Annotated in this window: 23 protein-coding genes and 2 tRNA genes; 19 read left to right on the forward strand and 6 right to left on the reverse strand. The window is 60.2% G+C overall.

Features of this window, described 5'->3' with window-relative positions; genetic code table 11:
* Positions 1-449: 449 nt before the first annotated feature.
* Genes gspG through ABXR19_RS05580 form a run of 11 tightly spaced genes read left to right on the forward strand, consistent with a single transcriptional unit; the run spans position 450 to position 9,915 of the window.
* Positions 450-884, forward strand: coding sequence for a type II secretion system major pseudopilin GspG (gene gspG, locus ABXR19_RS05530; protein WP_354600104.1), 435 nt, complete (start codon positions 450-452; stop codon positions 882-884).
* Between the two features lie 15 nt (positions 885-899).
* Positions 900-2,081: a type II secretion system F family protein gene (locus ABXR19_RS05535; RefSeq protein WP_354600105.1), complete on the forward strand. Its 1,182-nt coding sequence runs from the start codon at positions 900-902 to the stop codon at positions 2,079-2,081.
* Positions 2,078-3,748, forward strand: a complete 1,671-nt coding sequence (locus tag ABXR19_RS05540; protein WP_354600106.1) for a GspE/PulE family protein — start codon at positions 2,078-2,080, stop codon at positions 3,746-3,748. The genes ABXR19_RS05535 and ABXR19_RS05540 overlap by 4 nt, the downstream gene beginning before the upstream one ends.
* A complete protein-coding gene (locus ABXR19_RS05545; protein ID WP_354600107.1) occupies positions 3,729-4,457 on the forward strand; it encodes a hypothetical protein in 729 nt (242 codons plus the stop codon). The genes ABXR19_RS05540 and ABXR19_RS05545 overlap by 20 nt, the downstream gene beginning before the upstream one ends.
* Positions 4,454-5,008, forward strand: a complete 555-nt coding sequence (locus ABXR19_RS05550) for a hypothetical protein (protein WP_354600108.1) — start codon at positions 4,454-4,456, stop codon at positions 5,006-5,008. Before ABXR19_RS05545 ends, ABXR19_RS05550 begins: the two co-directional genes overlap by 4 nt.
* Positions 5,005-5,658, forward strand: a complete 654-nt coding sequence (locus ABXR19_RS05555; protein ID WP_354600109.1) for a hypothetical protein — start codon at positions 5,005-5,007, stop codon at positions 5,656-5,658. The genes ABXR19_RS05550 and ABXR19_RS05555 overlap by 4 nt, the downstream gene beginning before the upstream one ends.
* Entirely contained in the window at positions 5,655-6,176 is a 522-nt protein-coding gene (locus tag ABXR19_RS05560; RefSeq protein ID WP_354600110.1) for a hypothetical protein, read from the forward strand. The genes ABXR19_RS05555 and ABXR19_RS05560 overlap by 4 nt, the downstream gene beginning before the upstream one ends.
* A gap of 14 nt (positions 6,177-6,190) precedes the next feature.
* Positions 6,191-8,461 (forward strand): secretin GspD/PilQ domain-containing protein, encoded by a 2,271-nt coding sequence (locus ABXR19_RS05565; RefSeq protein WP_354600111.1) that lies wholly within the window; start codon positions 6,191-6,193, stop codon positions 8,459-8,461.
* On the forward strand, positions 8,461-8,937 hold the full coding sequence (locus tag ABXR19_RS05570; protein ID WP_354600112.1) for a type II secretion system protein: 477 nt from the start codon (positions 8,461-8,463) through the stop codon (positions 8,935-8,937). The genes ABXR19_RS05565 and ABXR19_RS05570 overlap by 1 nt, the downstream gene beginning before the upstream one ends.
* A complete protein-coding gene (locus ABXR19_RS05575; RefSeq protein WP_354600113.1) occupies positions 8,937-9,422 on the forward strand; it encodes a type II secretion system protein in 486 nt (161 codons plus the stop codon). The genes ABXR19_RS05570 and ABXR19_RS05575 overlap by 1 nt, the downstream gene beginning before the upstream one ends.
* 4 nt (positions 9,423-9,426) lie before the next feature.
* Complete coding sequence (locus tag ABXR19_RS05580; protein WP_354600114.1) at positions 9,427-9,915, forward strand: type II secretion system protein; 489 nt, start codon at positions 9,427-9,429, stop codon at positions 9,913-9,915.
* Positions 9,916-10,110: 195 nt separating this feature from the next.
* Here ABXR19_RS05580 and ABXR19_RS05585 read toward each other — a convergent pair whose 3' ends face one another.
* The 3 genes from ABXR19_RS05585 to ABXR19_RS05595 form a co-directional block, all read right to left on the reverse strand.
* The gene (locus ABXR19_RS05585; protein WP_354600115.1) at positions 10,111-10,878 is read right to left on the reverse strand and encodes a PEP-CTERM sorting domain-containing protein; all 768 of its coding nucleotides are present in this window, start codon (positions 10,876-10,878) and stop codon (positions 10,111-10,113) included.
* A gap of 25 nt (positions 10,879-10,903) precedes the next feature.
* Positions 10,904-12,817: a bifunctional metallophosphatase/5'-nucleotidase gene (locus ABXR19_RS05590; RefSeq protein WP_354600116.1), complete on the reverse strand. Its 1,914-nt coding sequence runs from the start codon at positions 12,815-12,817 to the stop codon at positions 10,904-10,906.
* A gap of 162 nt (positions 12,818-12,979) precedes the next feature.
* Positions 12,980-15,952 carry an ExeM/NucH family extracellular endonuclease gene (locus ABXR19_RS05595; protein ID WP_354600117.1) on the reverse strand — a complete coding sequence of 991 codons (2,973 nt, stop codon included), beginning with the start codon at positions 15,950-15,952 and terminating at the stop codon, positions 12,980-12,982.
* A gap of 233 nt (positions 15,953-16,185) precedes the next feature.
* Between ABXR19_RS05595 and ABXR19_RS05600 the strand changes: the two genes are divergently transcribed.
* Entirely contained in the window at positions 16,186-16,527 is a 342-nt protein-coding gene (locus ABXR19_RS05600) for a hypothetical protein (protein WP_354600118.1), read from the forward strand.
* Positions 16,528-17,000: 473 nt separating this feature from the next.
* Here ABXR19_RS05600 and ABXR19_RS05605 read toward each other — a convergent pair.
* Both ABXR19_RS05605 and ABXR19_RS05610 read right to left on the reverse strand, forming a co-directional pair.
* Positions 17,001-17,074, reverse strand: a tRNA-Met gene (locus ABXR19_RS05605).
* Positions 17,075-17,130: 56 nt separating this feature from the next.
* Positions 17,131-17,206: transfer RNA gene (locus ABXR19_RS05610), tRNA-Thr, on the reverse strand.
* Positions 17,207-17,331: 125 nt separating this feature from the next.
* On the opposite strand from ABXR19_RS05610, the gene ABXR19_RS05615 reads away from it, so the two are divergent.
* Genes ABXR19_RS05615 through ABXR19_RS05625 form a run of 3 tightly spaced genes read left to right on the forward strand, consistent with a single transcriptional unit; the run spans position 17,332 to position 21,331 of the window.
* Positions 17,332-18,867 carry a hybrid sensor histidine kinase/response regulator gene (locus ABXR19_RS05615; protein ID WP_354600119.1) on the forward strand — a complete coding sequence of 512 codons (1,536 nt, stop codon included), beginning with the start codon at positions 17,332-17,334 and terminating at the stop codon, positions 18,865-18,867.
* Between the two features lie 13 nt (positions 18,868-18,880).
* Positions 18,881-19,522, forward strand: a complete 642-nt coding sequence (locus tag ABXR19_RS05620; RefSeq protein WP_354600120.1) for a response regulator — start codon at positions 18,881-18,883, stop codon at positions 19,520-19,522.
* Positions 19,523-19,558: 36 nt separating this feature from the next.
* Positions 19,559-21,331 (forward strand): GGDEF domain-containing protein, encoded by a 1,773-nt coding sequence (locus ABXR19_RS05625; protein ID WP_354600121.1) that lies wholly within the window; start codon positions 19,559-19,561, stop codon positions 21,329-21,331.
* A gap of 135 nt (positions 21,332-21,466) precedes the next feature.
* On the opposite strand, the gene cysS is transcribed toward ABXR19_RS05625, so the two are convergent.
* Positions 21,467-22,846, reverse strand: a complete 1,380-nt coding sequence (gene cysS, locus ABXR19_RS05630; protein WP_354600187.1) for a cysteine--tRNA ligase — start codon at positions 22,844-22,846, stop codon at positions 21,467-21,469.
* Positions 22,847-22,979: 133 nt separating this feature from the next.
* Between cysS and ABXR19_RS05635 the strand changes: the two genes are divergently transcribed.
* The 4 genes from ABXR19_RS05635 (at position 22,980) to ABXR19_RS05650 (ending at position 26,401) form a co-directional block, all read left to right on the forward strand.
* Positions 22,980-24,041, forward strand: a complete 1,062-nt coding sequence (locus tag ABXR19_RS05635; RefSeq protein ID WP_354600122.1) for a nuclear transport factor 2 family protein — start codon at positions 22,980-22,982, stop codon at positions 24,039-24,041.
* 98 nt (positions 24,042-24,139) lie between these two features.
* Positions 24,140-25,252, forward strand: coding sequence for a L,D-transpeptidase family protein (locus ABXR19_RS05640; protein ID WP_354600123.1), 1,113 nt, complete (start codon positions 24,140-24,142; stop codon positions 25,250-25,252).
* Positions 25,253-25,254: 2 nt separating this feature from the next.
* A complete protein-coding gene (locus tag ABXR19_RS05645) occupies positions 25,255-25,848 on the forward strand; it encodes a peptidylprolyl isomerase (protein WP_354600124.1) in 594 nt (197 codons plus the stop codon).
* A 61-nt stretch (positions 25,849-25,909) separates the two neighbouring features.
* Entirely contained in the window at positions 25,910-26,401 is a 492-nt protein-coding gene (locus ABXR19_RS05650; RefSeq protein WP_354600125.1) for a peptidylprolyl isomerase, read from the forward strand.
* The last annotated feature ends 45 nt before the right edge of the window (positions 26,402-26,446 follow it).

A 26,446-nucleotide genomic window follows, 5' to 3' on the forward strand; every position in this document is an offset into this window, starting at 1 on the left:
CTTAGCGTGCAAGCATGAAATAACCTCTTTTAAAAACGGTCTTACATCCGCCGTTCGGAGCATCCAGGGCGGCCCCGAACCTTGCGTTTGCGCTGGATCAAATGGCGAACCCAGACCAGAAAAGACAACGCCCATCGATTTGCGGCGATGGGCGTTGCGGGTCTGACGCGGTTGCAGTACAGGGGAAGGGATTTCGTTCTGACTTACCGGCGACCCTTTGAACTGGTGACGAAGCAAGATTACGCACGAAACATTAAACCTCTGCTTCATGCGAACACCGTGCGATATGCCATCCGGCGCATGCTCAAACGCCGGCTGAATTGCAACAGATCTCGCCAATCACCGCTGAATCAGCCTTCCCACAAGATTCGCGTTACAGAAATATCTCTGTCTTGTTGCGAACGTAGGATTGCGACTCTTTCAGCAGGCATCACTAACAAGGTCAAGGAATGCGCAAGCACAGCGAACGCAGCAATCAAGTCAAGCAACGGGGCTTCACCCTGCTGGAATTGCTGGTGGTGATGGTGATCATCGGGCTGCTGGCCGGCTATGTCGCGCCCAAGTTTTTTGCCCACATTGGCAAGGCCGAGGTGAAGACCACGCGTGCGCAGATTGACTCGCTGGAGAAGGCGCTGGACGCCTACCGCCTGGACGTGGGCAGCTATCCTTCGACCGAAGCCGGGCTGGCCGCACTGATGCAACGCCCGTCCGGCGAGACACGCTGGAGCGGCCCCTACCTCAAGAAAGGCCTGCCCAACGACCCTTGGGGCCGCCCGTATCAATACAAGCAGCCCGGCGAGCATGGCGAGCTAGATCTGTTCTCCTTCGGCAAGGATGGTCAGCCCGGCGGCACGGGTGAAGCTGAAGACCTCGGCAACTGGTAGGCAGACGCCAGAACCATGCAATTTCTGGTCAAGGCGCTGGATGGCGCACATGCTGTGAGTGAATCAGTCATCGACGCCAGCGACGAGGCCGGCGCACGCGCGCAGGCCAGCGCACGCGGGCTGAGCGTACTGAGCGTGCGCAAGGGCAGCGGCACGAGCGGCGGTGCACGCGGGAAATTCCCGCTGCTGCTGTTCTCGCAGGAGTTGCTGGCCCTGCTGCAATCGGGCCTGCCGCTGGTGGAATCCATCGACACCCTGGCCGAGAAGGAAACCCGCCCCGGCGTGCGCGCCGCACTGGATGGTTTGAGTGGCGGCATGCGTCAGGGCAAGCCACTCTCCGCCGTGCTTGAAAGCCAGCCGGGCACGTTTCCGGTGCTGTTCGTGGCGATGCTGCGCGCGGCTGAGCGCACCTCGGATCTGGATCAGGCGCTGGCACGCTACATCGCCTATCGCCAGCAGATGGATTCGCTGAGCGGCAAGATCATCGGCGCCTCGATCTACCCGCTGCTGCTGCTGGGCGTGGGCGGGCTGGTGGTGCTGTTTCTGCTGGGCTTCGTGGTGCCGCGTTTTTCTGGCGTGTTCGAAGATGTGGGTGGCGATCTGCCGCTGGCCTCGCGCCTGCTGATCGACTGGGGAAACCTTATCCAGCAACACTCTGCAGCCATGCTGCTCGTAGCGCTAGGTCTGGCGGGCCTGTGCGTGGCAGCTGCCCGCAGTGCGCCGCTGCGCGCAGCTCTCGGGCGTGCCCTGTGGAAAATTCCGGCCATCGGCAGCGAGCTGCGGGTGTTCCAGCTAGCGCGTTTCTACCGCACCCTGGCGATGCTGCTGCGCGGTGGCATTCCAGTACTGACCGCCCTGCAGATGACGCGCGAATTACTCTCCGCCACCCTGCACAGCGGGCTGGATGCGGCGATGCTGATGGTGCGTGAAGGCCGCAGCCTGACTGATGCGCTGAGTCAGCACCAGCTGACCACGCCGGTCGCCAACCGCATGCTGCGCGTGGGCGAGAAGGCCGGCAATCTGGGCGAAATGGCCGAGCGCATTGCCGTGTTTCACGAAGAAGAAATCGGCCGCCGCGTCGAGCTGCTCACTCGTCTGATCGGCCCGGCGCTGATGCTGGTGATCGGCACGGTCATCGGCGGCATCGTGGTCCTCATGTATTTGCCCATTTTCCAGCTGGCGGAGACGATTCAATGAACGCGCCCCTGCCCCCGCTTCCCGTCTTGAGCCCCGGCATCCTTGCCGCCCTGCGCCTGGAGGCAGCCAGCGCCCAGCGCCGCCTGATCGATCTGCTGGTCGAACGCCACGGCCCTGCCGCGCTGGCGCCGCTGGCCGCCCAGCTACGTCTGCGCAATGCTGCCGCTGCCGAATTGATGGCCTGCACGCCAGACTTGGTGAGCCTGCGTTTCGAAGAATGTCTGCGCCGCGAATGCGTGGCACTGCGCGATGCCGACGGCAAGCTGCTGATCGCGCTGGCCGACCCCTTCGACGCAAACTTGCAGGACTGGCTTGGCGCGCGTCTGGCTGAGCCTTGCCAGCTGGTTCTGAGCAGTCGCGAAGACCTTACCGCCTGTCTCGCGCGCATCGAAGAAAACCAGCATCTGGTCGCCAACCTGCTCGGCGAGTCGCAAGGAAAAGCCGGCGTGACGCTGGCCGAAGACATCTCGGCGCGGCGCATTTCTGAAGACGCCAGCCCGGTGGTGAAGCTGGTCAATTCGACCCTGTACGACGCGCTCAAGCAGAATGCCAGCGACATTCACTTGGAATCCACGCCCAACGGCATGCAGATCAAGTATCGCGTTGATGGCGTGCTCAACCGCGTAGGTGCGGTGCAAGGCGCCGATCAGGCCGAGCAGGCAATTTCGCGCATCAAGGTGATGGCCGAACTGGACATCGCGGAGCGCCGCGTGCCGCAGGACGGGCGCTTCAAGGCCAACGCGGGCGGGCGTGAGATCGATTTCCGTGTCTCCATCATGCCCAGCATCCACGGCGAAGATGCGGTGTTGCGCGTGCTCGACAAAGAACATCTGACTCAGGAAATGAGCGGTCTGACCTTGGGTTCGCTGGGTTTCGACGAGGCCACGCGTGCCGAGCTGCGGCGCATGGCCAGTGAGCCTTACGGCATGCTGCTGGTGACCGGTCCGACCGGCTCAGGCAAGACCACCACGCTCTACGCCACCATCGCCGAAACTAATCACGGCCTGGACAAGATCATCACCATCGAAGATCCGGTCGAATACCAGTTGCCCGGCGTGCTGCAAATCCCGGTCAACGAGAAAAAGGGTCTGACCTTCGCCCGCGGCCTGCGCTCGATCCTGCGTCACGATCCGGACAAGATCATGGTCGGCGAAATCCGCGACCCGGACACCGCCGAAATCGCCGTACAGGCCGCGCTGACCGGTCACCTCGTATTCACCACGGTGCACGCCAACAACGTTTTCGACGTGATCGGCCGCTTCATGCACATGGGGCTGGACCCCTACAATCTGGTCGCCGCCTTGAATGTCATCGTCGCCCAACGCCTTCTGCGCATCAACTGCCCGCAATGCAGCGTGGATGTGGTGCCGGACGAAACCCTGATCGAGGAATCGCGCCTCACCGACGCTCACAACTTCCATTTCCGCGCCGGGGCGGGCTGTGGCCATTGTCGTGGCAGCGGCTATCGCGGCCGCCGCGCGATTGCCGAAATCCTCAGCCTCAACGACGAGCTGCGCGAACTGATCACCGACCGTGCGCCACTGCGCACCCTCAAGGAAGCCGCCGCACGCCACGGCTTCCGCCCGCTGCGCAGTGCCGGCATGGCGCTGGTCGCGAATGGCGAAACCACTTTGCAGGAGCTGAACCGTGTCACCTTCGTCGTCTGATTGCCTGCGCCTGCATCTGGGCCAGCACGGCTATCGCCTCGATGGCCGTGAGCATGCGCTGCATGAAAACTGGGCCAGCCCGGTGCTGAGTGAAGAACTCGCCAGCTTGGCACTACCCAAGGGCTACCGCCGGCTGGCGGTGGTACTCGAACACCGCTTCGCGCGTTGCCAGCTGATCAGCTTCCCCAAGGCCGTACGCAACTCGGATGAGCGCAGCGCCTTCATGCAGGCGATGTTCCGCGACGTGCAGGGCATCGATCCGCAAGCCTGGCAAATCGTCTGCGAAGCCGCCCTGCCCGGCGAAGCCGTGCTCGCCGCCGCCATCGAAAACACCACGCTGGCCGCGCTGCAGAAATTATCCCAAACCCATCAGCTCAAACTCATCAGCGTACAGCCCGCCTTCAGCGCGCGCTGGAACGCGCTGCACGCGCAAACCGGCGTAGCCGATGGTGCCTTCGTCTGGCTGGCCGATGGCCGCGCCACGCTGGGCCTGTGGCAAGGCGGTAGCTGGCTGGCGCTGCGCAGTCTGACGTTGGCGGCAGGCGATGGCGCCGCACTCGGCACCCTGCTGCAATTGCTGCTGGCCAGCAGCGGCTACAGCAGCGACGCAGGTGTGCTGTATCTGGCGGGCGAGAGCAAGGGCCTGCAAATCAGCTTGCCTGCGGGCTGGACCTGCACGCGACTCGATCCGCAGGGAGTCACAGGATGAAGTGGCTGAACCCGCAACCCGCTGTCATCACGCTGGATTTCATTCCGCAGCGTCGCCGCCCCGGCCTGCTTGGCTGGCTGCTGCTGGCTGCAGGCCTGCTCACCGCATTGGTCGTTCTGATGACCTATCAGGATCTGGGCACGCAACTGAACACCGCGCAGAGCCGTCTGGAACGCGAGACGCGCCATCTTGAACGCAGCCGCGCACTGGCCCTGTCGAAGCAGCGCGAGAAGCTGCCCGAGGCCGAGCTGAAGGCAGCAGCCCAGCTTGCCCAGCGCCTGCACAACCGCAATCTGGAGGTACTGGCCGAAGTCGAATCGGCGCGCAACGCCGATGTCGCCTTGCTCTCGCTGATCCAGACCGCCGGCAAGCCGCAACTGAAACTCACCGGCGAAGCGCGTTCGCTGCAAGCCGCCTTCGACTTCGCGCGCCGTCTGGCGGCGCGCCCCGGCATCCGCAGTGCAACGGTCGATAGCTACGAATTCAAGCCCAGCGGCAGTGTGGAAGTAGTCGCCTTCAGTCTCAATGCCAGTTGGAGGGCCACGCCATGATGCCGTGGAACTCCTTGCGCAATGCATTGCTGCGTCAGTTCGCTACCGCCGGCTGGGCCGGTGTAGTCGGCGTCGCGCTCATCATGTTCGCGCTGGCCTTCAGCTTCTCGGGTAATCGCGAGCGTGAAGCTCAACTCGCCGACATCACCCACCAGCGCACTGAGCTGGCCAGCGATCTGGCGCGCGGCACGCAAAGCGAAGTCTCGCCGCGCGAGATTCTGGATCGTTTCCGCCAGAGCTTCCCGCCCGCCAGCGGCCTGCCGGACATCCTTCTGCAACTGGACGCCAGTGCGCGCAAGAACGGCCTCGCGCCGCGCCGTGCGGACTATGGCGACAGTGCGGAAAGTAGCGAGAACAGCAGCAAGGACAGCGGCTTCCGGCGCATGCGCATCAGCATGCCGGTCAAGGGCAGTTACGCCGCACTGCGCGGTTGGCTGAGCGATGCGCTGGCTGATGCCCCGACGCTGAGCATCGAGGCCATCGAACTGCAACGACCGACCATTGCCGCAGCCGAACTCGATGCACAAGTGCGTCTGATCGTGTACATGAGGGACGAGCCATCCGGCCCGGCCCCGCGCGCCCTCTCCCGCAAGACGGGCGAGCAAGGCGATGAAAGCCGCCCAGCGGCGACTGCAAAGGTGATGCCATGACGCGCCGCCAACTCAGCATGGGTGCCGCCCTGCTCGCCACGCTGTTGGCCGTGTACTGGGTTGCGGGTCTGGAAGAGGAAGATGCTGTAGTGCCGGCGAAGCGCACATCCACCAACAGCACTGCCCGCACAGCCGCACCCGGCAAGCCTGTTCAGGCAGGCAAGCTGGACAAGCGCAGCAGTGCTGTCTCACAGGCCAGCCTGCTTGCACAACTCGCCCCAGCGCCGCTCTCCAGCCTGCCGGCGCTGACGCAAGATCCTTTTGCCCCGGCAAGTTTCGAGCCGCCACCGCCCAGGCTTGAGCCAGTCAAGCCGAGCGCCCCGCCGCTGCGTTTCAAGTATCTGGGCAAGGTCGCCGAGGGTGATCGCTACGCCGTTTTTCTGGATGATGGCAGCGGCATGCTGGTGGCCCGTCAGGGCGACACGCTGAACAATCAGTATCGCGTGATTTCGGTGGGCGAACGCATCCTGCAACTTGAATACCTGCCGCTGAATACGGCGCAAACCCTGAATTACTGACCATGAGCCCGACCATGCCCGCACGCCTGCACTCCCGACTCCCGACCCTGCTGACCTGCCTCATCCTGGCTGGCTGCGCGGTGAGCGCCATCGATTCCAGCCGCCAGATGCTGGCTGCCGGCCAGAGTGATGTCGCCCTGAACACCCTGAGCGAAGAAATGCGCCTGCATCCGGACGATCAGGAAGTGCGCGTGCTCTACTTCCGCACCCGCGATCAGGTGATCGGCCAGGCTCTTACGGTAGCTGAGCGCGCACGCGATGCCGGGCGCCCCGGTGAAGCCGAAGCGCAGGCCCGGATCGTACTCAAGCACGATCGCGAAAATCCCCGCGCGCTGAGCCTGCTGCGCGATCTGGACGCGGCCAAACGCCGCGCTCAGCGCGTACTCGACGCACAGAAACTGCTCGACGCCAAACGTTTGCCGGAGGCCGAAAGCATCGTGCGCGCCCTGCTCGCCGAAACCCCGAATGACGCCAGCGTGCGTGCGCTGCTGCGCAAGATCGACGAGCAAAGCGCGGCCAACAGCCCTCAGCGCGAGGACAAGGCCTTGAAAGGCGGCTTCACCAAGCCGATCACCCTGGAATTTCGCGATACCTCGTTGCGCAATGTGTTCGAGGCCATTTCACGCACGGCCGGAATCAATTTCGTCTTCGACAAGGATGTGAAGGCCGATGCCAAGGTCACCGTCTTCGTGCGCAACACCAGCATCGATGAGGTGGTGCGACTGGTACTGACGACCAACCAGTTGGACCGCAAGCTGCTCAACGAGAATTCGGTGATCATCTATCCGGCCTCAGCGGCCAAGCAGAAGGAATATCAGGAGCTGGCCACGCGCACTTTTTATCTGACCAATACCGAGGCCAAGCAGGCGCAATCTCTGGTCAAATCGGTGGTCAAGACGCGCGACACCTTCATCGACGAAAGCCTCAACATTCTCGTCATCAAGGACACGCCGGATGCAATCCGCATGGCCGAGCGCCTGATCGCCCAGCTCGACGTACCCGCGCCCGAAGTGATGCTGGAGGTCGAGGTGCTTGAAGTGCAGCGCTCCAAACTCTTGAACCTGGGCATCAAATACCCGGATCAAATCGGCTATGGCCTGCTCCAGCCAACCACGAATTCAGTGATCACCACCACCCTCGGCAGCACTGCCTCGACCAATCTGGGTGGCCAATTGCTCGCCGGCAATATCAATCTGAACCAGACCGGCGCGCTGGTGCCCTTTACCGCCAATCCCGGTCTGCTGCTGAACCTGAAGGATCAGAGCGGCATGAGCAACACCCTGGCCAACCCGCGCATCCGCGTGCGCAACAAGGAAAAAGCCAAGATCCACATCGGCGACAAGCTGCCGGTATTCACGACGACCTCGACCGCCAATGTCGGCGTATCGGCGGCCGTGAATTATCTGGATGTCGGCCTCAAACTGGATGTGGAACCGACCATCCGCCTGGACGACGAAGTCGAGATCAAGGTCGGGCTGGAAGTCTCCAGCGTCACCAAGGAAGTGGCCGGCCCGCAGAGTTCGCTAGCCTATCAAATCGGCACCCGCAACGCGACCACCGTGCTGCGCCTCAAGGATGGCGAGACCCAGGTGCTGGCAGGCTTGATCTCGGATGAAGAACGCAGCAGCGTCGCCGGCCTGCCCGGCCTATCGCGCATCCCGGGACTGGGCCGGCTGTTCTCCACCCACAGCGACAACGGTGCCAAGACGGAGATCGTGCTGCTGATTACCCCGCGCGTGCTGCGCAACATCACGCCTGAAGCCAGCTCGCGCGCGGCCATTGCGGCCGGCACGGAAAACTCGATCGGCAGCGCGCCACTGATGATCAGCACGCCAACCCCGGCGGGCTCGCTGAACTTGCGCGGCAGCGGTGCCAGCAGCAGCCCGGCAAGTCCCGCCAGCATTGAGCCTTCAGCCACCCCAGCTGCAGAGCAAGGCGCAGCGCCGCTCTCCGCAACACTCACATTGACCAGTCCGCGCAGCCTCAAACCGGCGCAGGAATTCAGCGTCAGCGTGAGCCTGTCAGCCAGCAGCGAAGTGCGCAACGCCGAAGTCGATCTGATCTGGGACAGCGCGCTGTTCGAGGCGGCCACGCCGGGCGCCAACAACACTCTGAAGCTGACGGCCTCCGGCAACTCGGCCAGCGGCCAGATCCTGCTGCGCGCCCGAGCCGGCGTCAATGCCGAAGGCCTGCTGACCCTCAGCAACCCGCGCGTCACACTCGAAACCGGCAGCGTGAATCAGGTCAACACGCCCGAGCCGCTGGCCGTGAAGGTTGCGCCCTGATGCACCAGCGCGGACGCGGCTTCACGCTGATCGAAATCGTCATCGTGGTGGCGATCATCGGCATCCTCGTCTCGGTCGCCGTGCCGGTGGCCAGTCTGGTCAATCAGCGTGCCCGCGAATCCGAACTGCGCCTGGCGCTGCGCCAGATCCGCAGCGCCATCGACGCTTACAAGGAAGCGGCCGATGCCGGCCTCATCGCCAAAGGCGCCGACGAATCCGGCTACCCACGCAGCCTGGATGAACTGGTTGGCGGCAAGGCCGACATCACCCAAGCCAGCGGCAGACAGATCTACTTCCTGCGCCGCCTGCCGCGCGACCCGATGAACCCCGAGCGCGCCCTCCCCGCCGCCAGCACCTGGGGCCAGCGCAGCTACGCCAGCCCGCCGGACAATCCACAAGCCGGCAAGGACGTGTTCGACGTGTACTCGCTCTCCGACAAGGTCGGGCTGAATGATGTGGCGTTCAGGGAGTGGTAATGAAAACAAGTAAAGAGTGCTGTGTGCTGAGTGCTGAGTCAAAGCTAGCGTCGGCACCGCCGACGGAAATATTTTCTCAGCACTCAGCACTCAGCACTCAGCACTGCCGCGCGCGGCTTCGCCGCGCCGGCTTCACCCTGATCGAACTGCTGGTCGTCATGGCCGTGGTGGGGCTGCTGCTGTCGATAGCCGCGCCGCGCTATTTCGGCCATGTCGAACGCGCCAAGGAAAACACCCTGCGTCAGAGCCTGGCGGTAATGCGCGATGCCATCGACAAGTATCAGGGTGACCGCTCAGAATTTCCGGACAGCCTCGACGAGCTGGTCACGCGCCAGTATCTGCGCGCGATCCCGAAAGATCCTTACACCGACTCCAGCGCAAGCTGGCTCACCGAACCGCCCCCGGAGGGCGGCACCGGCGTATTTGAAGTGCATAGCAGCGCCGAAGGCCAGGCTCAGGATGGCACGCCGCTGGGGGAACTCTGATTCTATGCAGCGCCAGCGCGGCTTCGGCTACCTGATCCTGATTTTTGCGCTGGCCGTCATGGGCTTGGTGCTGGCCGGTTTTGGCCAGTCATGGAAAATCTCCTCACAGCGCGAAAAAGAGACGGAACTGCTCGCCATCGGCCAGCAGTTCAGCGCCGCAATGACCAGCTATCAGCGCGTGACGCCTGCTGGCCAGCCGAACACACCAGCCAGTCTGGATGAGCTGCTGGAGGACAAACGCTTTCCCTTCACGGTGCGCCACCTGCGCCGCCTCTACCGCGACCCGATGACGGGCCAGCCCAACTGGCAGGTGGACGTGCTGGACGGGCGCATCGTCAGCATCAGCAGCCGCTCGGAACGCGAAGCCCTGCGCCAGCCCAAAGCCTTGCCGCGCTTCGTCAGCATCGCCAGCAAGGCTGAAGTGATTCGCTACCGCGACTGGCTCTTCGTCAAACAGGCCACACCCCCGACAGCGTCCAACACCGAACCCTGAGCGTCACGCTCGATAGCGAGAGGGCAGTCAAAAAAGGGGCTAGGCTGGATTTCGCAAAGCATCGCCATGCTGCTGCCTTTGCCGGTTCTAAAGTGAAAAAAGCTCCTGAATCAGAGCTGTTTTTCTCGTGCATCGAGCGTGACCTTGAAAAAAGCCGGCCGCTTCACGCAGCCGGCTTTAAAACCTGCATCACCGTCAAACTTGCGCGCGCCGGCGAATGCTCAAACCCATCAGGCCCAGACCGGCCAGCAGCATGGCATATTGCTCAGGCTCGGGCACGGCGGTCACGGTGAATGCGCCTGCCAGCTGACCACTGGCACTGACATCAAGCGCCTGCGCGCCATCCGCACTCAGGCTGCTCAGCATATTGCCCGATAGCAGCAGCTCATCGCCCACCTTGGCGTTGAAGCCGAAGCTGATGAACTGATCAGCACTGAGCACCGCGCTGGCATCCCACAAATAGCTGCCCAGTGTGCTTGAACCACTGATGACGGCCATATCCATCGTCAACGCGCCGCTGCCACTGGCATAGCTGTTGAAGGCCGAGGCCAGACCGGAAAAACTCACGAATACGTCGGAGCCCGCGGCCTCGCCGTCAGCGGCGACCTTGAGCGTGATGACCGGCATGCCAACCAGCGTATCGCCCGAAAAAATGTTGCCCGCAGCTGCGGTGAAAGCCTGCGTGATGCTCATCGAAAAGTTCTGGCTGGTTTTGAAGAAGTAGCCATCCGCAGCAGAGCTGTGCGTGTAGTTCGTGTCCGTGACAGACAGGCCGGATAACAGGCTGACATCGCCATCCTGCGACAGATCCAGCGCATCGGCGCTGAATGCAGCGCCATTAAGGCTGCCGCTGTAGCCGCCAAAGACGAGCTGATCGACGACTTCAAGGTGTGCGGCTTGCGCCGCGCAAGTGCCTGCCAGCAACAGGGCTGCAAACAGGGGTTTGAGTGCGGATTTTTTCATTGTAGGGTTCTCCAGATTCATCGGATTACTGCTTGGTGATGCGGTTCATCGGGCCAGGCGCCACACCGGAAGGATTGGCTTGCAGGTAGGCCTCGAATGCATCGGTATCAACCGCACCGCCCAGACGGCTGCTGCCATCCTTCAGCACCACGAAACCGTCACCGCCATCGGCGAGGAAGCTATTGACCGTGACGCGATAATTCGACATCTCGTCAATCGCCACGCCGTTAAGGCTCATCGACACCACGCGGGCATTACAGGCGTTGCCCGCCGCGTAGGTGTAAGCGAAGCCGGTAGAAATCTGCAGGATGCGTTCGACCGTCTGGCCATTACAGCCGGCAAACTGGGTTTCCAGCGCGGTCTTGATCTGCGCGCCGCTCAGCGTCATCGTCACCAGTGCGTTGCCGAAAGGCTGAACGGTGAAGGCATTGCCATAAGTCACGTCACCATTAGGTGCGTTGAACGGCAGATCGGCACGAATGCCGCCCGGGTTCATGAAGGCGATCACGGCCAGACCATTGTCGGCGTCATTGCTCGCATCCCGCTGGGCATCGGCAATCACGTCACCCAATGCAGATTCACCGGCCACATTATTGGTCTTGCTGATCGCGGCAGTGATCTTGCCGATCACGCGAGCCGCCGGCACCGCCGACAAGGCGGAGTAGTGATCAACGATCTCCAGCAATTCGGCCACCTGCGGCACGGTGTTATTCGTCACGGCAGGCACCGGCACCACCACATTGCTCGCCGTGATGGCTTGCACGTCGCGCGTGCGCGTGTTGAGGGTCACGTCGATATCAGTGATCCGGCGACCATACTGCCCCGCCGAGGTGACGCGTACCAGCTTTCCGGCGCTGTTGTTGAGGAGACAGTTATATTCCTGATGGGTATGGCCGGAGATCACCAGATCAACAGCTGGATCAAGACGGCTGACGATGTCGACAATCGGGCCCGACACGCCCGTACATTGACCCGCGCTGAGCGTGGCAAGCCCGCCCTCGTGGATCAGCACGACAATCGATTCGATCCCCAGCGCCTTCAACTGCGGCACCAGGGCATTGACCGTGTCGGCCTCATCCCTGAAGCTCAGCCCGGCGACACCCGAAGGCGAAACGATGGTCGGCGTGGACTCCAGCGTCATGCCGATAAAGGCCATCTTGTTGCCCATGAAATCCTTGATGCCCACACCCGGGAAAATCGTCTGATTGCTCTCCGATTCCAACACGTTGGCGGCGAGGAACTTGAATTTCGCGCCAGCGAATTCACCATCCTTCAGATCCTCAGCCAGGCCTTGCCCCGAGTAGATGTCAGTCGGGTGATTGCCGCCGTGCTGAATGCGCAGCAACTCGGTCTTGCCTTCATCAAATTCGTGATTGCCCACGGCATTGAAATCGATACCGATGCGATTCATCGCCTCGATGGTCGGCTCATCCTTGAACAAGGCCGAGGTCAGCGGGCTGGCGCCGATCATGTCACCGGCAGAGACGACCGCATTGAGCGGATTCAGTGCGCGCAGCTCGTTGATCTTGTAAGCAAAGCTGGCCACGCCCGGATTGCTGCTGGAGCCCTCGCGGGACTTGATGTAACCGTGAAAATCATTGAAGCCGATCAGCTTTACCTTCAAGGTCGTGCCGACGCCGGAAGCCTGCGCGGCAATCATCAGCTTGCTGCGTTCAGCAGCGCTGATCTTGCCCTGTTTGAGCAGATCGAAGCTGACCTTGGATACATGCGCCAGGAATGAAGCCTGATTGCCCCAAGCTTGCTCATCGCCAATCTGGTCATCAATCGTGCAATTGAGAACCACGGCGCGATTGCTGACGCCCGTGTTGTAAGCGCCGAAAGTCACACTCGTGCCGGCATCCGGGGTCACGCAGACCTGCTGTGCGAAGGCGGGGACGGCAAAGGCCAGCGCTAGGGCAATGGCGGAAAGCTTGAACATGTGAATCTCCTGTGGATTGGAATACGGTTAGCGTGAAAGTCGCAAAGCGACTTCTCGAAGCTCCCCTCTCCCATTTGAGGAGAGGGGTTGGGGGTGAGGGAAACGGGCATGACTTGCATGCTCTTGAGTGGCTTTCAATGTCATGACCGTTGAAACTGGAATTCAGTTGAGCAGCGGCGCCTTGCCGATACCGGATTTCTGGGCGGCACTCATGAGCTTGCTGCGCTCGGCGGCGCTGATCTGGCCTTGCTTGAGCAAATCAAAGCTCACCTTGGAAACGTGGGTCAGAAAAGCCGTCTGACTGCTCCAGGCCGTCTCGTCGGCGATCAGGTCGTCGATACTGCAACGCTTGGCCATGACGCGATTGCTCACACCGCTGTCGTAGCTTCCGAGCATCACCGTCGAAGAAGTATCGGGATGCATGCAGGTGCCAGCGGGTACCAGATCCAGCCCGACGATAACTGGGTCATGGTCGGAGTTGCGGAACGGATCGGCTGCGTAGAGGCTGAGCTGCTGCGCGACGCTCTTGAAGTTGGTGTTGTAATCCAGCGTGACCGGCTCATCGGCATTGACGTGCCAGTCCGCGACACCGGCAACCTGAGGCGCCAAAGTGGAGGACGCCAGCGCGTGATCGAGATAGCCCCACTGGCCATCAAACACATAGCTGTAGGCGTGCTCACCGTTGAAAGCTTCGATCAGATTGATCCAGCCATTTCCCGTAAAGGCGCTGATGGGGTCTTCCTTGGCGTAGGAGTTCAGGTCACCGAGGATCAGCACGTCGGGATCGCCCGTCCCCGTGGGATTACCGGCCAGCCAGCTGCGCAGCAGATTTGCTGCCTGTACGCGCACCGCATTGCAGTTGGCCTGCCCATCGCCCGCATCGGGCGCGTCACAGGCGCTGCCCTTGCTCTTGAAGTGATTGATCACGGCAATGAAGCGCTCGCCATCTGCTTGCTCAAAAGCCTGAGCCAGTGCAGGGCGATTGCGTGGCGCGCTGTCGCCAGCATTCACGAAAGCCGTCGAATTGAGGACTGCAGTGCTGCCCACCGGGCTGACTTTTGCCGGTTTGTAGATGAAAGCCACCTTGATGGCATCCGACCCCATCGCATTGAGCTGCCCGCTACGCGCATCCACATCAATCAGCTGATAAGTGCCGGCGGCCGTGGCCGCATTGAGCTGATCCACCAGATAACGCTGTGCGCTGCTGGCGCCGTAGCCATCGTTTTCGATCTCGACCAGACCGACCACATCGGCATCCATTTCAACCAGCGCAGCCACCGTCTTGGCGCTCTGGCGTGCAAACTCATTTGCATTCTCGGCACCACGGCAGTCCATTGCCGCGCCCCCCACACCACCCGCACAGCCGCTGAAACTGTTGAAGAAATTCAGGACATTCATCCCTGCCACACGCAATCTACCGCCCACATTAGGGCTTTGATCAGGGCGCGAATTCACGGCTTGAAAATCTGGCTGCGTGGCGCCAACCGGACGCACGCGCCAGGCGTTAGCACTGGCTGCGTTGCCAGACCAGGTGTAAGTCATCACACCAGCCAGATCGCGCACCGTGTCCCCCCCGCGCAAGCTGTTGCTGGCCGACAAAGGCTGGCCGCCACGCCCGAAGATGATGGGGTCCGGGTTCTGGGCATTGCTGGCATCATCCAGAATGATGCTGGCAAGCGCGTTCTGCGCCTGCAATGCCAGTGCTTCGGCACCGGGCGCCACGACATTCGTCGGCTGACGCAGGCGCTCATTCGCCGACAGTGTCAGCTGACCAAAGCGGCCAAGCTGATAGTGCTCGGTCACGTAAAGCGTCTGTGGCAGCCTCACTAGCATGCCTTCGAAACGCTCCAGATAGTCCGCATCAGCTGCCGACAAATACACATCGGTGGGCGCCACGCTGCCAAGGCCACAGCTTTCCACGGCACTCGCGGCGATCTGAGTCTGGCCCTGATACTCGCTCACGGTGCCGGTCACTCGCACGATCTGGCCCTGACTGGCCAGATCGGCACCGTTGCTAAACACGAAGACTGCGTCCGAGGTCGCCGGATCACCATCCCCTGCAAGATCCTGCAAATAGAAACCGCGCAATGCTGGCGAGGCGCCTTCAAAATCAGCCACGACCACGCCTTTGGTCGTTACCACGCCACTCAGGGGGCTCGTCGCGCCACGCCCCTGAATCGCATAAGCGGGCGTATAGGCCGCATCGCAGGCACTCGTGAGGCCTGCGACAGTGAAGCTCACCGCGTAGTCGGCAAGCATGGTGTCAGCCACGCTGTCGTCCTGATCAACATCGCTGATCTGTGCGCCATTGATGGTCAGTGTGCAGCTTTCTCCAGCGGAGAAAAACACACTGGGTGTGAGTACGAAACTGGTGTTGCCACCGCTCACCGTCGCGGTCTTGATACCACTGGCGCTGCAATTGAGGGCATACCAACCGGAAGCCAGATTTACCGGCTCCGAGAACGTCACCGTCAGCGCACCGGTGGTGGCCACACTGCTTGAATTGTTGGCCGGCGAAGTGCTGCTTACCGTCGGAGCCTGATCCGCGCCGCCAGCGGCAGCGCTGTACTTGCCCAGATCGTCGAAGCTGTTGGTCGCGAAACCCTCCCATTCCAGCGAGGGGTCGAAGGCTGCCGTGCTGTCAGTGCGACCGCTCGTAACGCTGGTCTTGCGGCGCAAACTGTTGTCGGCTGTGCTAAGCAAGCCCGTCCCCCATTCAGAACCCGGATCGCTGCCAAGCTGACCGATGGAGTCAATCACCACGCTGTTCTTCACCAGAACGATAGCGTCATCGCCATTGAACCAGCTGCTGCTATTGATCTGGTCTGGAGTAACCCCAAGAACGGCACTACCATGGGCCAGAACGAAAGTCGATCCAGCCGCCAGGCTGCCACTCAATGTGATGTTTGTAGAAGCTGTCGTAGCACCATTGAAATACATCCGGATCTGGTAGGCGCTCAGATCAATCGCCACCGCTGTCCCATTGAACAACTCGATCGCTTTATTGTTGCTACTGCCTTCTACATACTCGGAAATGATCAGGTCGGAATACGCTGCCTGCGCGATCTGAGGAGCGCAAAAACAACCAAAAAGTGCAAACAGGGCATAGCAGTGCGCGCGGGAACACAACGACATGAGCAGACTCTCCGTGGTTATTCAGTGCTTTGACACCAGCCCCGATTTGTCCATAACTGTAGAAGAGCTGCGTTACACAAGTCGTCTCAAGCCTAGGTTCCGATACAGTCCGTTCTGCCTATAGCCAGAAGAAATTTCCGCTCCAAGCGAGGTTTTCATCAATGTTCATAACCTCAGTTACTCTGAATCGCCCCAGGTTTGATGGAGGCTCTAAATCTTGAGAAGATAGAGCCATGAAGAAGTCAGTTACCAGCGCAGGACGCTGGCCCGATGGCTCTGCCCTGCCTTTCGCGGGCAACGTCGTGATCTGGAGCGGTGAGGATGATCCGACAGACACGCTGGTGCCTCGCCTTATCCTTTCCGAAGCAGATCTGTCTCGTGTGTATTTCATCGCCGACGTGAAAGAAGGTAAAGAGCGACGGTCCTTTGATCCCGCACATGACATGCCCGCGCTGCGGCACTGGTTGTACCCAGAGCCATGCTTAATGACACATCACTTTCTCCGACTTGCCTGTATCGGACTCAGCAGCCAAACACCCGACAGCCACGGCACGGTGTTCACCTTGGGCATTTAGAGCCCGACTGCACGAAGCCACCCAGGGGATGTATCGTTTTGGCCCGACCAACGTGCCGCTGGAGACTGCAGCGGCCGGCAAGCGCCCCATCTGCCGCAAGCGTTCCGCAATTACAGTCACAGCCTCTAGCGCGCCGGCCAGGATGAAGACACCCTCCTGAGCACTGAGCTTAGCTTCGGTCTGGTTGATACAAATCAGCACACATGCTCCAGCAGCTCGCTGAAGGAGTTGGATACGGCCCTGGATGAATCCGCACCAGAGCTTCCTGAGTACTCGCGCGGGACTCTTGGTGGCGAGCAAGCAACATTTCGCTACAAGTCTGAGACGGTATAGGAAAAGGCCGCACACACAGGTCCCTGAGGCGGGGGTAAATTCCTAGAATTTGCCTACATAGAGCCTACACGGACGAAGAAAACAAAAAGGCCAACCGGTGATGGTTGGCCTAGTCGCTTGATATTGTTATAAAAATTGGGTTGCGGGGACAGGATTTGAACCTGTGACCTTCGGGTTATGAGCCCGACGAGCTGCCAGACTGCTCCACCCCGCGTCAGAGAAACAACTATTGCGCAAACTTGCATATCCGCCAAGGCTTTGAAAAAACCTTGGTGCCGCTTGTCGGATTCGAACTGACGACCTACCGCTTACAAGGCGGTTGCTCTACCAACTGAGCTAAAGCGGCACTGCCAAAAACTGAAGTTTGAACAATAACTTCAATCAGGGCGCGGATTATAGCCTAACTCTGCGCTTCATAAACCATCTGTGCATGTTATCTTCAGAACCTGAGAATCAGGAGGGTTAGATTTCATGCTGTCTGCGCAACGCTCTGTACTCTTGCGCGTCCTGTTCGTTGAAGATGATGAGAACGACGCCCTGCTCCTTGCTCGCCACCTGCGCAAGGAAGGCTACGTACTGAAGAGTGCTCAGGTCAATTCGTTGCCCGCCCTCAGCGCGGCACTTGAAGACGGCGATTGGGATGTAGTCATCTCCGACTTTTCGCTGCCAGGATTTTCAGCACTGGATGCGCTGGAGACGGTGCAAGCGCACATGGCCGACACGCCTTTCATCGTCGTCTCCGGCATGCTCGATGAAGCAACAGCCTGCGCGATGATGCAAGCGGGCGCGCAAGACTACCTGAGCAAAAACAAACTGGATCGCCTTGCACCGGTCATCGACCGAGAACGCAGCGAAGCACAGATCCGCCGAGAACGCCGCATGGCACTTGAGGCCGTACGCGCCAATGACGAACGTTTTCGGGCTCTGGCGGCTAACGTACCGGGCGTGTTGTTTCAGATGCAGGCAGCGCCGGACGGGCTTTTACGTTTCCTCTACGTCAGCGAAGCCTGTCAGATGCTGCTGGGCATATCGGCAGATGAATTACTGCTGCGCCCTGACCCGCTACTGGGGCTCATGATCGAAACAGACCGCGCAGGCTTCTTCTCAGCGCTGGATCTAGCGAGCACACGCAGCGCCACGCTGAACTGGGAGGGACGCGTCCAGATCCCTGGCAGCGACCCAAAATGGATCAATATCCGCTGCTCCCCTCGTTATCTGGATGACGGCATCACGCTATGGGAAGGAGTGATGTGGAATATCACCCAGAGCCGACGTGCCGAGGCTGAATTGCGCGACTCGCGCGCCCAGCTCGCCGAGCTCTCGGAACACCTCCAGCGCATCAAGGAAAACGAGCGGGACCGCATCGCTCGTGATATCCACGACGTGCTCGGAGGTACCCTCGTGGGCATCAAAATCTCAGTCAAGCTTTTGGCAGGCAAACTGGATCAGGATGAAACACTGAAGAAGCGCGTTCGCGACATCGAAGCCATGCTGGATGAGGCCATCACCACAGCTGGTCGGGTCGCCCGGGAATTGCGGCCGGGAATTCTCAAGGAGTTCGGACTGGCTGCTGCGGTAGAGAGCTTTGCTGAAGATTTTTCACATCGCGTCGGCATTAACTGCTCGGTTTTGTGTGCCGATCACGATATTGAAACGGATGAGGACACGGCATTGGCGCTATTCCGGACCTATCAGGAAGCGCTCACTAATGTCAGCAAGCACGCAGCGGCAAGTCGCGTCGAGGTACGCCTGACGCAGGAATACGACGAAATTGTGCTGGAGGTCAGCGATAATGGCCAAGGCTTTCAGCCCGAAGATCTGCGCAAGCCAAAGTCCTTCGGACTGCGCGGCATCCGCGAGCGGCTGAAGGTTCTGGGTGGCAGCATGGAATTAATGGAGCGCGAACCGCATGGCACGACAATGGTGTTGCGCGCACCGCTAGGGGGGCGACGCTCCGAACAGGATGCGGACTCAGCCGCAGTTTCCGCAGAACAGGCACAAGCCTGAAGGAATGGATGTCATGACAGAAAAGATTCGCGTACTGATTGCCGACGACCACGCCATCATCCGCCAGGGACTCAAACAGATCCTGTCGGATACCGACGATCTGGAGGTTACTGGCGAAGCTGATGGCGGAGTGCCTGCAGTACAGATGATCCGCGACCATCAGTATGATGTCGTACTAATGGATGTATCGATGCCTGATCGCAACGGCATCGACTCACTCAAACTGATCAGGAAAGAAAATCCGCGCCTGCCCGTGCTGATGCTGAGCATGCACCCGGAAGAGCAATATGCCATCCGTGCGCTACGCGCCGGTGCCGCAGGCTACCTGTCCAAGCAAGGCGCGCCAGAACAACTGGTCACGGCCATCCGCCAAGTCGCCAGTGGCAAGAAATATGTAAGTGCTGCAGTCGCTGAAGAACTGGCCAACTCGATCAACGAGGACTTCGATCGCCCTGCGCACGAAAAGCTCTCTGATCGCGAATACCAGACTCTGTGCATGATTTCTTCAGGCAAGACGCTAACCCAGATTGCCGAGCAACTGAATCTAAGTGTCAAAACCGTGAGTGTTTACCGTGCCCGACTTCTGGAGAAAATGAAGTTACGCAACAATGCGGAATTGACTCATTACGGGCTCAAGCACGGCTTGGTCGAATAGGCGACATCAGCAGCGTAGACAGGAATTTTCGTAAAAATGGCTGACTTCACCTCACCGTCAGAAATCGCTCGCGAAGTTTTTCGTCGCCTGACTGCGCGTCGTATCCAGCCGACACCGGAAAACTTCAGTGAGCTCTATCATCAGATTTCTGGCATAGCGCCTGACGAGCCTTTTCCCGAGCGCCATCTGCGCCAGATTGCGGCCGCTCTGCCCCGCGCAACCCCAGAACAGCTGCGCCTGGCGCGTCAATTCGAAACAGCCTGTGCTGAACGTAACTGGCTGTCCTTCAAACAACAACTTGTCGCTTTGCTATCCGGGCAAGAATCCGAATCCCTGCCTTGGGCAACGCTCATCCGCGAGCTGCAAGCGCAAATCGATCGCCGCCAGCTTGGCATTAATAGCATCACCAAGCACGAGGCACTCAACCGCATTCTGGAGAGCAGCGGCAACGACCCTGCAGCCCTGTTTTCCCGCCTGCAGGGATTGGTCAAAGGCTGGGCGGGCCTCTCATCTGCAGGCAATGTAGAAACCCCTCCCGATACCCCGTCTGCATCGCAATCATCTGCGACAACGCTTATCGTGAGTGAGAGGACGACAACCTCTCTCGTAGCGGCGCCTGAACTCTGGCGCGACCTGCTCGCCGATACGCTTGAAAGCGCTGTTGGCATGCTGCTGATCGACACGCCTGAGCTGGCCAAGGAAGCTGGCGCCATCGCCAAACTGCTGCGCGACCCGTCCACGGGCGAGACAGAAGATTTCTCTGGCCGCCTGCGCCAGTTCTCTTACAAAGTGCAATGGGTCGCACAGGATCAAAGCTACATCCGCAGCGCACTGCTCAACTTGCTGCGCCTGATTATCGAAAACATTGGCGAGCTGGTCATTGAGGACAAATACCTGCAAGGCCAGATGGCCGTGTTAATGGAACTGTTTTCGCGTCCGCTCGACAAAGGCGTGCTTGAAGAACTCGGCGAGCGCCTGCGCGATGTCATCTACAAGCAAGGCACGATCAAACGCAGCCTGAATGACGCACAGGATCGCCTGCGCGAGATGCTCTCGCATTTTGTCGCGCGCCTCGGCGAGCTGGCCGACTCCACTGGCACCTATCATGCAAAAGTCAGTATCTTTGCCGAACAGATTACGCAAGCGGCCAGTCTGCAGGACTTGGCGGGGCTGGTCGAAGATATCGTCAAGGAGACCAAGCTGGTCGAAAGCAGCGCCCGCCACTCGCAGGAAGAACTACAAAGCCTGCGCGTCACTGTTGACCAGGCCAACAAGGAAATTGCACGCCTCGAAGGCGAACTGGAAACGGCCAGTGAGCTGGTGCGCCATGACCCACTGACTGGCACATTGAATCGCAAAGGGCTGGACGAAATGCTGGCCCGCGAAACAGCCCGCATGCAACGGCGTGGCAGCAAACTGAGCTTGGCGATGCTTGACGTGGATGATTTCAAGAAACTCAACGACACGCTGGGCCACACCACAGGAGATGAAGCCCTCAAGCATCTCGCTCAGGTCATCCGCGAAAACATCCGCCCACAAGACTCTGCCGGGCGCTATGGCGGTGAGGAATTCCTGATCCTGCTGCCCGACACCGGCTTGGATGATGGCGTGATCGCCATGCGCCGCCTGCAGCGCGAACTAACCAAACGTATTTTCCTGCATGACAACAAGAAGGTACTGATCACCTTCAGTGCCGGCGTCGCCGAGATGCTCGCCGACGAAGTCACGCAAGTGGCCATCAACCGCGCCGACAAAGCTATGTACGTGGCCAAAAAAGCCGGCAAGAACCGCGTCGAACCAGCCGCCTGAAGAGCCGCGTGCAGCTTGCTTCCTCAAGCAAGTGTGCATCAACAATACGGCCCCATCCATCGTCATTCCGGGCTTAATCCGAAATAACGATTTGTGGAAGTAGTTTCACTCACCCAGAAGCACACCACTGGCGCATCAGGCCCGGCGCCAAGTGGTCCCCGACGCGCCGTCTTCCAGAATGATGCCGCGCGCCTTGATCTCGTCACGCAGACGGTCCGCCTCGGCGAAATTGCGTGCCTTCTTGGCCTCATTGCGCGCCAGGATCAAGGCATCGATCTCCGCCGCTTCCTCGTCCCCCGCCGCGCCACCCTGCACAAACGCGGCCGGATCGGCTTGCAGAAAGCCGAGCGTGCCGCCGAGCGCGCGCAACAGGCCGGACAGCTCCGCCGAGTGCGTGCGGTTGATCTCGTTGCGCAGCTCGAACAACACTGCCAAAGCCATCGGCGTGTTGAAGTCGTCATTCATCGCATCGCGGAAACGCGCCGCGTGCGGCTCATTCCAGTCGATCTCGACCTTCACCGGAGGCGTGTCGCGCAAGGCGGTGTACAGCGAGACCAGCGCGCCACGGGCATCCAGAAGGATGTCCCAAGTGTAGTTGATCTCGGAGCGGTAATGCCCGCGCAGCAGGAAGAAGCGCACGGCTTCGCCGCCCTGCACGGGATCAAGTTTGTTGAGCACTTCGCGCGTGGTGAACACATTGCCCAGCGATTTGGACATCTTCTCGTTGTCCATGTTCAGGAAAGCCGCGTGCATCCAGGTCTTCACGAAAGGCTTGCCAGAGGCGCCTTCACTCTGGGCGATCTCGCCTTCATGATGCGGGAACTGCAAATCCCAGCCACCGCCGTGAATATCCAGCGTATCGCCATGCTCAGCCGCGCACATGGCCGAACATTCGATATGCCAGCCGGGGCGGCCGTTACCGTACTTTGAGCCCCAGCTCGGCTCCTGCGGCTTGGCAGCCTTCCACAGCACGAAGTCCAGCGGATCGCGCTTGGCCGTGTTGACTGCAATACGTTCACCAGCGCGCAGATCGTCGATGGACTTGCCAGAAAGCTTGCCGTAACCAGGGAATTCGCGCACCGCGAAATACACATCGCCATTGTCGGCCGGATAGGCCATACCCTTGTCGACCAAGGTGCCGATCATATTCAACATGCCATCGATGTGCCGGGTCGCACGCGGCTCGACGCTGGGGCGCAGCATGCCCAGGCGATCCGTATCTTCGTGCATGGCCACGATCATGCGCGCGGTCAGCGCCTCAATCGGCTCGCCGTTCTTGTTGGCGCGATCAATGATCTTGTCGTCCACATCGGTGATGTTGCGCACGTAATTGACAGCGTAGCCCGCAGCCATCAGCCAGCGATACACCATGTCAAACACGACCAGCGTGCGGGCATTGCCGATGTGGAAATAGTCATACACGGTCAGGCCGCACACATACATGCGTACCTTGCCGGATTCAATGGGAGTAAAGACCTGCTTGTCGCGGGTCAAAGAATTATGGATCCTGAGCATGATGTAAATAGGGTGGTGTGCCATCCGTCGTGTGCGGAAGGGCAAGATTGTTCAAGGCATTGGGATTAAGAGCGGATGTACAGTAAAATCCCGGGGACTCTACCGATCAACGCACTGGAACGACTCTACCATAATGCGCCGCTCGAACTCCCCTTGTACCCGCATCTGTGTTGCCGCACTGCTGGCACTGGCCACTTCGGTATTTGCCTTCTCTGCGCAAGCCCAGTCCGCCAGCCCGCTGACCGAAGCCCAGACCCTGCTGCAACAAGGCCAACAAAGCCAGGCGCTGGACAAAGTGGAGCGCGCCCTCGCGGCCAACCCCAAGGATCGTCAGGCCAAGTTCCTCAAAGGCGTGATCCTTGCCGAAATGAACAAGCTTGATGAAGCTGCCGCAGTCTTCGTCAAGCTCACCGAAGACGCCCCGGAACTGCCCGAGCCCTACAACAATCTGGCGGTGATCTACGCCCAGCAAAAGCAGTTCGACAAGGCCAAGGCCGCGCTCGAAATGGCCATCCGCACGCACCCTTCGTACGCCGTTGCGCATGAAAATCTGGGAGACCTGTACGCCAAGATGGCCCGCCAGGCTTACGACCGCGCGCTGCAGATCGACTCGAAAAACAGCAACGCTCAAGCCAAACTGAACCTGCTGCGTGACCTGACCAGCACTGGCTCCCGCCCAGCCACGACGAGCAAACCAATCACGATCGCCGCAGTCACGCCGACCCCGGCAGTGCCGCCCGCAACAAAGCCGGCAGCAGTACCCGCCGCTCCCGCGACGCTAGCGCCCAAGCCCGTAGCCGCTGCAGCCGTCACTCCGCCGCCGGAACCCGTCAAGACCGCCGCCAGTCCGGATGAGGACAAAAAAGCTGTGCGCAGCGCCGTGCAGGCTTGGGCTGCAGCCTGGTCCAACAAGAACGCCAAGGAATACCTGTCCTTCTACGCCAGGGATTTTCAGGTTCCTGACAAGAAAGCCCGCAAGGCTTGGGAAGAGGAGCGCACCCTGCGCGTAACCAAGCCCGGCGACATCAAGGTTTCGCTGTCCAACATCGAGATCACGATAAAGGGCGACGAAGCCAGCGTGCGCTTCAAACAGCACTATGACTCGACAACATTCAACTCTGCCAGCGGCAAAACGCTGGCAATGGTACAACGCAACGGTCGCTGGCAAATCCAGCAGGAGCGGGTCGGACGTTGAAGAAAGCACTGACACGACTGTTCTGTAGCAGACTGCACCGAGTCATCGCGTGCGCCGCCATCACGTTCTCTACGAACTCTGGCGCACCGATCGGAATCATGGCCGGCGTTTCCGACGCTGGCCCTGACGCCACCATCAGCCTGATCATGGGCGATATTGATCAAAACAAGCTGGATGTGGCGCTCACGCGCACCGAAAACCTGATCAAGCTATATCCGAATTTTCGTCTGGCCCACCTGATCCGTGGCGACCTGCTGCTCGCGCGCAGCCAGGCCTTGACCACTTTCGGCAATGCACCGAATGCATCCGAGCGCATGTCGGACTTCCGCGACGAGGCCATCGTGCGCCTGCGCGGCTACAAGAATCGTCCGACCCAAAGCGTTGTACCCCGCTACCTGCTGCAGATGCGCGAGGATCAGAATCACGCCGTGGTGGTCGATACCCAACAGTCCCGCCTCTACCTGTATCGCAACGAAAAAGGCCGACCGGTCTTCGTGGCCGACTGGTACATCAGTCAGGGCAAAGCCGGTGCCGACAAGATGCGCGAAGGGGATCTGAAAACCCCCGTCGGCCTCTATCACGTCACAAGCGTTCTCTCGCCTGAGAAACTGAGCGATTTTTATGGCAAGCGCGCCTTCCCGCTCAACTACCCCAACGAACTGGATCGCATGCAAGGCCGTAAAGGCCACGGCATCTGGCTGCACGGCGTCCCCAAAGACACCTTCGCCCGCCCGCCGAAAGCCTCGGAAGGCTGCGTCGTACTGGCCAACCAGGATCTGGACGCGCTGTCGACCTACCTGCAGATCGGAGTCACCCCCGTCATCATCAGCAATGGCATCGAATGGTTATCGCTGGATGATTGGCAAAATGAGCGGGCTGCGCTCAACAAGGAAATCGACAACTGGCGTGCTGACTGGGAGAGTCGTGATGTCGGCAAATATCTGGATCATTACTCGAAAAAATTCCGCATCGGCGATCTGGATCTGAATGCCTGGGGCAAGCAGAAGCGCGAAGTCGCCGCTGCGAAGAGCTGGATCAAAATCGAACTGAGCCAGCTCAGCGTGCTGCGCAATCCGGGCAAGGACGACATGGTGATGGTCAGCTTCGAACAGGATTACCGCAGCAACAACCTCAACAACGTCGCCAAGAAACGCCAGTACTGGAGTAAAGAAGGCGGTCGCTGGAAAATCATTTACGAAGGGACTCTCTGAACATGACTCACGCTACGCAAAACACCCTCCGCCGCCGTCTGCTGCAACTGGCCGGCTCCGCCCTGCTCCTGCTGACCCTGAGCCCGTTTGCACAAGCGGCCAATCCACAGGTCGAAATCGCGACCAACATGGGCAATATCACGCTGGAGCTGAATGCCGACAAGGCACCGCAGACCGTCGCGAACTTCCTCAAGTATGTGGAAGACAAACATTACGAGGGCACGATCTTTCACCGTGTGATCAAGGGATTCATGATCCAGGGCGGCGGCATGACCGCTGACATGCGCCAGAAGAGCATGCGCGCGCCGATCCAGAACGAGGCCAAGAATGGCCTGAAAAATGATCGCGGCACCATCGCCATGGCCCGCACCAGCGATCCGCACTCGGCAACCGCCCAGTTCTTCATCAACACGGTGGACAACGGCTTCCTCGACTATCCCGGCCAGGACGGCTGGGGCTATTGCGTGTTCGGCAAGGTGACCGCCGGCATGGATGTCGTCGACAAGATTCGCGCGGTGCCGACCGGCATGGGTGACGTGCCGAACACGGCCATCATCATCAAGAGCGTCCAACTGCTGTCCGCAGCAAAGAAATAAACTCCCCTATCGATCCCCCATCCGGGCCGCAGCTTGCGGCCCGATTTTTCTGGAGACCCTCATGGTCAAGCTGCACACCCGCTTCGGCGTTATCACCCTCGAACTCGACGCCGAAAAGGCGCCGGAATCGGTCAAGAATTTCCTCGCTTACGTCGAGGCTGGCCACTACAACGGCACGATCTTTCACCGCGTCATCAAGGACTTCATGATCCAGGGCGGCGGCATGCTGCCGGACATGAGCCAGAAATCCTGCAATGCGCCGATCAAGAATGAAGCCAACAACGGCCTCAAGAATGATCGCGGCACGGTTGCCATGGCCCGCACCTCGGACCCGCATTCAGCAACGGCCCAGTTCTTCATCAACACCGTCGACAACGACTTCCTGAATTTCCGCGCAGAGAACACCCAGGGCTGGGGCTATGCCGTTTTCGGCAAGGTCATCGAAGGTCTGGACGTGGTGGATCAGATCCGCGCCGTCAAGACCAGCAAGGGCGGCTATCATTCCGACGTGCCGGTAGAGGCTATCTTGATCGACAAGGCTGAAGTAGTCTAATCACCAAATTTCAGATTTAGACAACGCCGGCAATTTGCCGGCGTT

Source organism: Uliginosibacterium flavum (assembly GCF_040566545.1).
In the GTDB taxonomy this organism is placed as follows: domain Bacteria; phylum Pseudomonadota; class Gammaproteobacteria; order Burkholderiales; family Rhodocyclaceae; genus Uliginosibacterium; species Uliginosibacterium flavum.

Coding starts and splice junctions, on each gene's coding strand:
- ABXR19_RS05555 (WP_354600109.1), top strand. CDS start 5,005: ATGATGCCGTGGAACTCCTTGCGCAATGCATTGCTGCGTCAGTTCGCT.
- ABXR19_RS05625 (WP_354600121.1), top strand. CDS start 19,559: ATGGCTGACTTCACCTCACCGTCAGAAATCGCTCGCGAAGTTTTTCGT.
- ABXR19_RS05615 (WP_354600119.1), top strand. CDS start 17,332: ATGCTGTCTGCGCAACGCTCTGTACTCTTGCGCGTCCTGTTCGTTGAA.
- ABXR19_RS05535 (WP_354600105.1), top strand. CDS start 900: ATGCAATTTCTGGTCAAGGCGCTGGATGGCGCACATGCTGTGAGTGAA.
- ABXR19_RS05575 (WP_354600113.1), top strand. CDS start 8,937: ATGAAAACAAGTAAAGAGTGCTGTGTGCTGAGTGCTGAGTCAAAGCTA.
- ABXR19_RS05540 (WP_354600106.1), top strand. CDS start 2,078: ATGAACGCGCCCCTGCCCCCGCTTCCCGTCTTGAGCCCCGGCATCCTT.
- ABXR19_RS05565 (WP_354600111.1), top strand. CDS start 6,191: ATGCCCGCACGCCTGCACTCCCGACTCCCGACCCTGCTGACCTGCCTC.
- ABXR19_RS05585 (WP_354600115.1), bottom strand. CDS start 10,878: ATGAAAAAATCCGCACTCAAACCCCTGTTTGCAGCCCTGTTGCTGGCA.
- cysS (WP_354600187.1), bottom strand. CDS start 22,846: ATGCTCAGGATCCATAATTCTTTGACCCGCGACAAGCAGGTCTTTACT.
- ABXR19_RS05600 (WP_354600118.1), top strand. CDS start 16,186: ATGAAGAAGTCAGTTACCAGCGCAGGACGCTGGCCCGATGGCTCTGCC.
- ABXR19_RS05645 (WP_354600124.1), top strand. CDS start 25,255: ATGACTCACGCTACGCAAAACACCCTCCGCCGCCGTCTGCTGCAACTG.
- ABXR19_RS05580 (WP_354600114.1), top strand. CDS start 9,427: ATGCAGCGCCAGCGCGGCTTCGGCTACCTGATCCTGATTTTTGCGCTG.
- ABXR19_RS05590 (WP_354600116.1), bottom strand. CDS start 12,817: ATGTTCAAGCTTTCCGCCATTGCCCTAGCGCTGGCCTTTGCCGTCCCC.
- ABXR19_RS05560 (WP_354600110.1), top strand. CDS start 5,655: ATGACGCGCCGCCAACTCAGCATGGGTGCCGCCCTGCTCGCCACGCTG.
- ABXR19_RS05620 (WP_354600120.1), top strand. CDS start 18,881: ATGACAGAAAAGATTCGCGTACTGATTGCCGACGACCACGCCATCATC.
- ABXR19_RS05570 (WP_354600112.1), top strand. CDS start 8,461: ATGCACCAGCGCGGACGCGGCTTCACGCTGATCGAAATCGTCATCGTG.
- ABXR19_RS05635 (WP_354600122.1), top strand. CDS start 22,980: ATGCGCCGCTCGAACTCCCCTTGTACCCGCATCTGTGTTGCCGCACTG.
- ABXR19_RS05550 (WP_354600108.1), top strand. CDS start 4,454: ATGAAGTGGCTGAACCCGCAACCCGCTGTCATCACGCTGGATTTCATT.
- gspG (WP_354600104.1), top strand. CDS start 450: ATGCGCAAGCACAGCGAACGCAGCAATCAAGTCAAGCAACGGGGCTTC.
- ABXR19_RS05650 (WP_354600125.1), top strand. CDS start 25,910: ATGGTCAAGCTGCACACCCGCTTCGGCGTTATCACCCTCGAACTCGAC.
- ABXR19_RS05640 (WP_354600123.1), top strand. CDS start 24,140: ATGGCCGGCGTTTCCGACGCTGGCCCTGACGCCACCATCAGCCTGATC.
- ABXR19_RS05595 (WP_354600117.1), bottom strand. CDS start 15,952: ATGTCGTTGTGTTCCCGCGCGCACTGCTATGCCCTGTTTGCACTTTTT.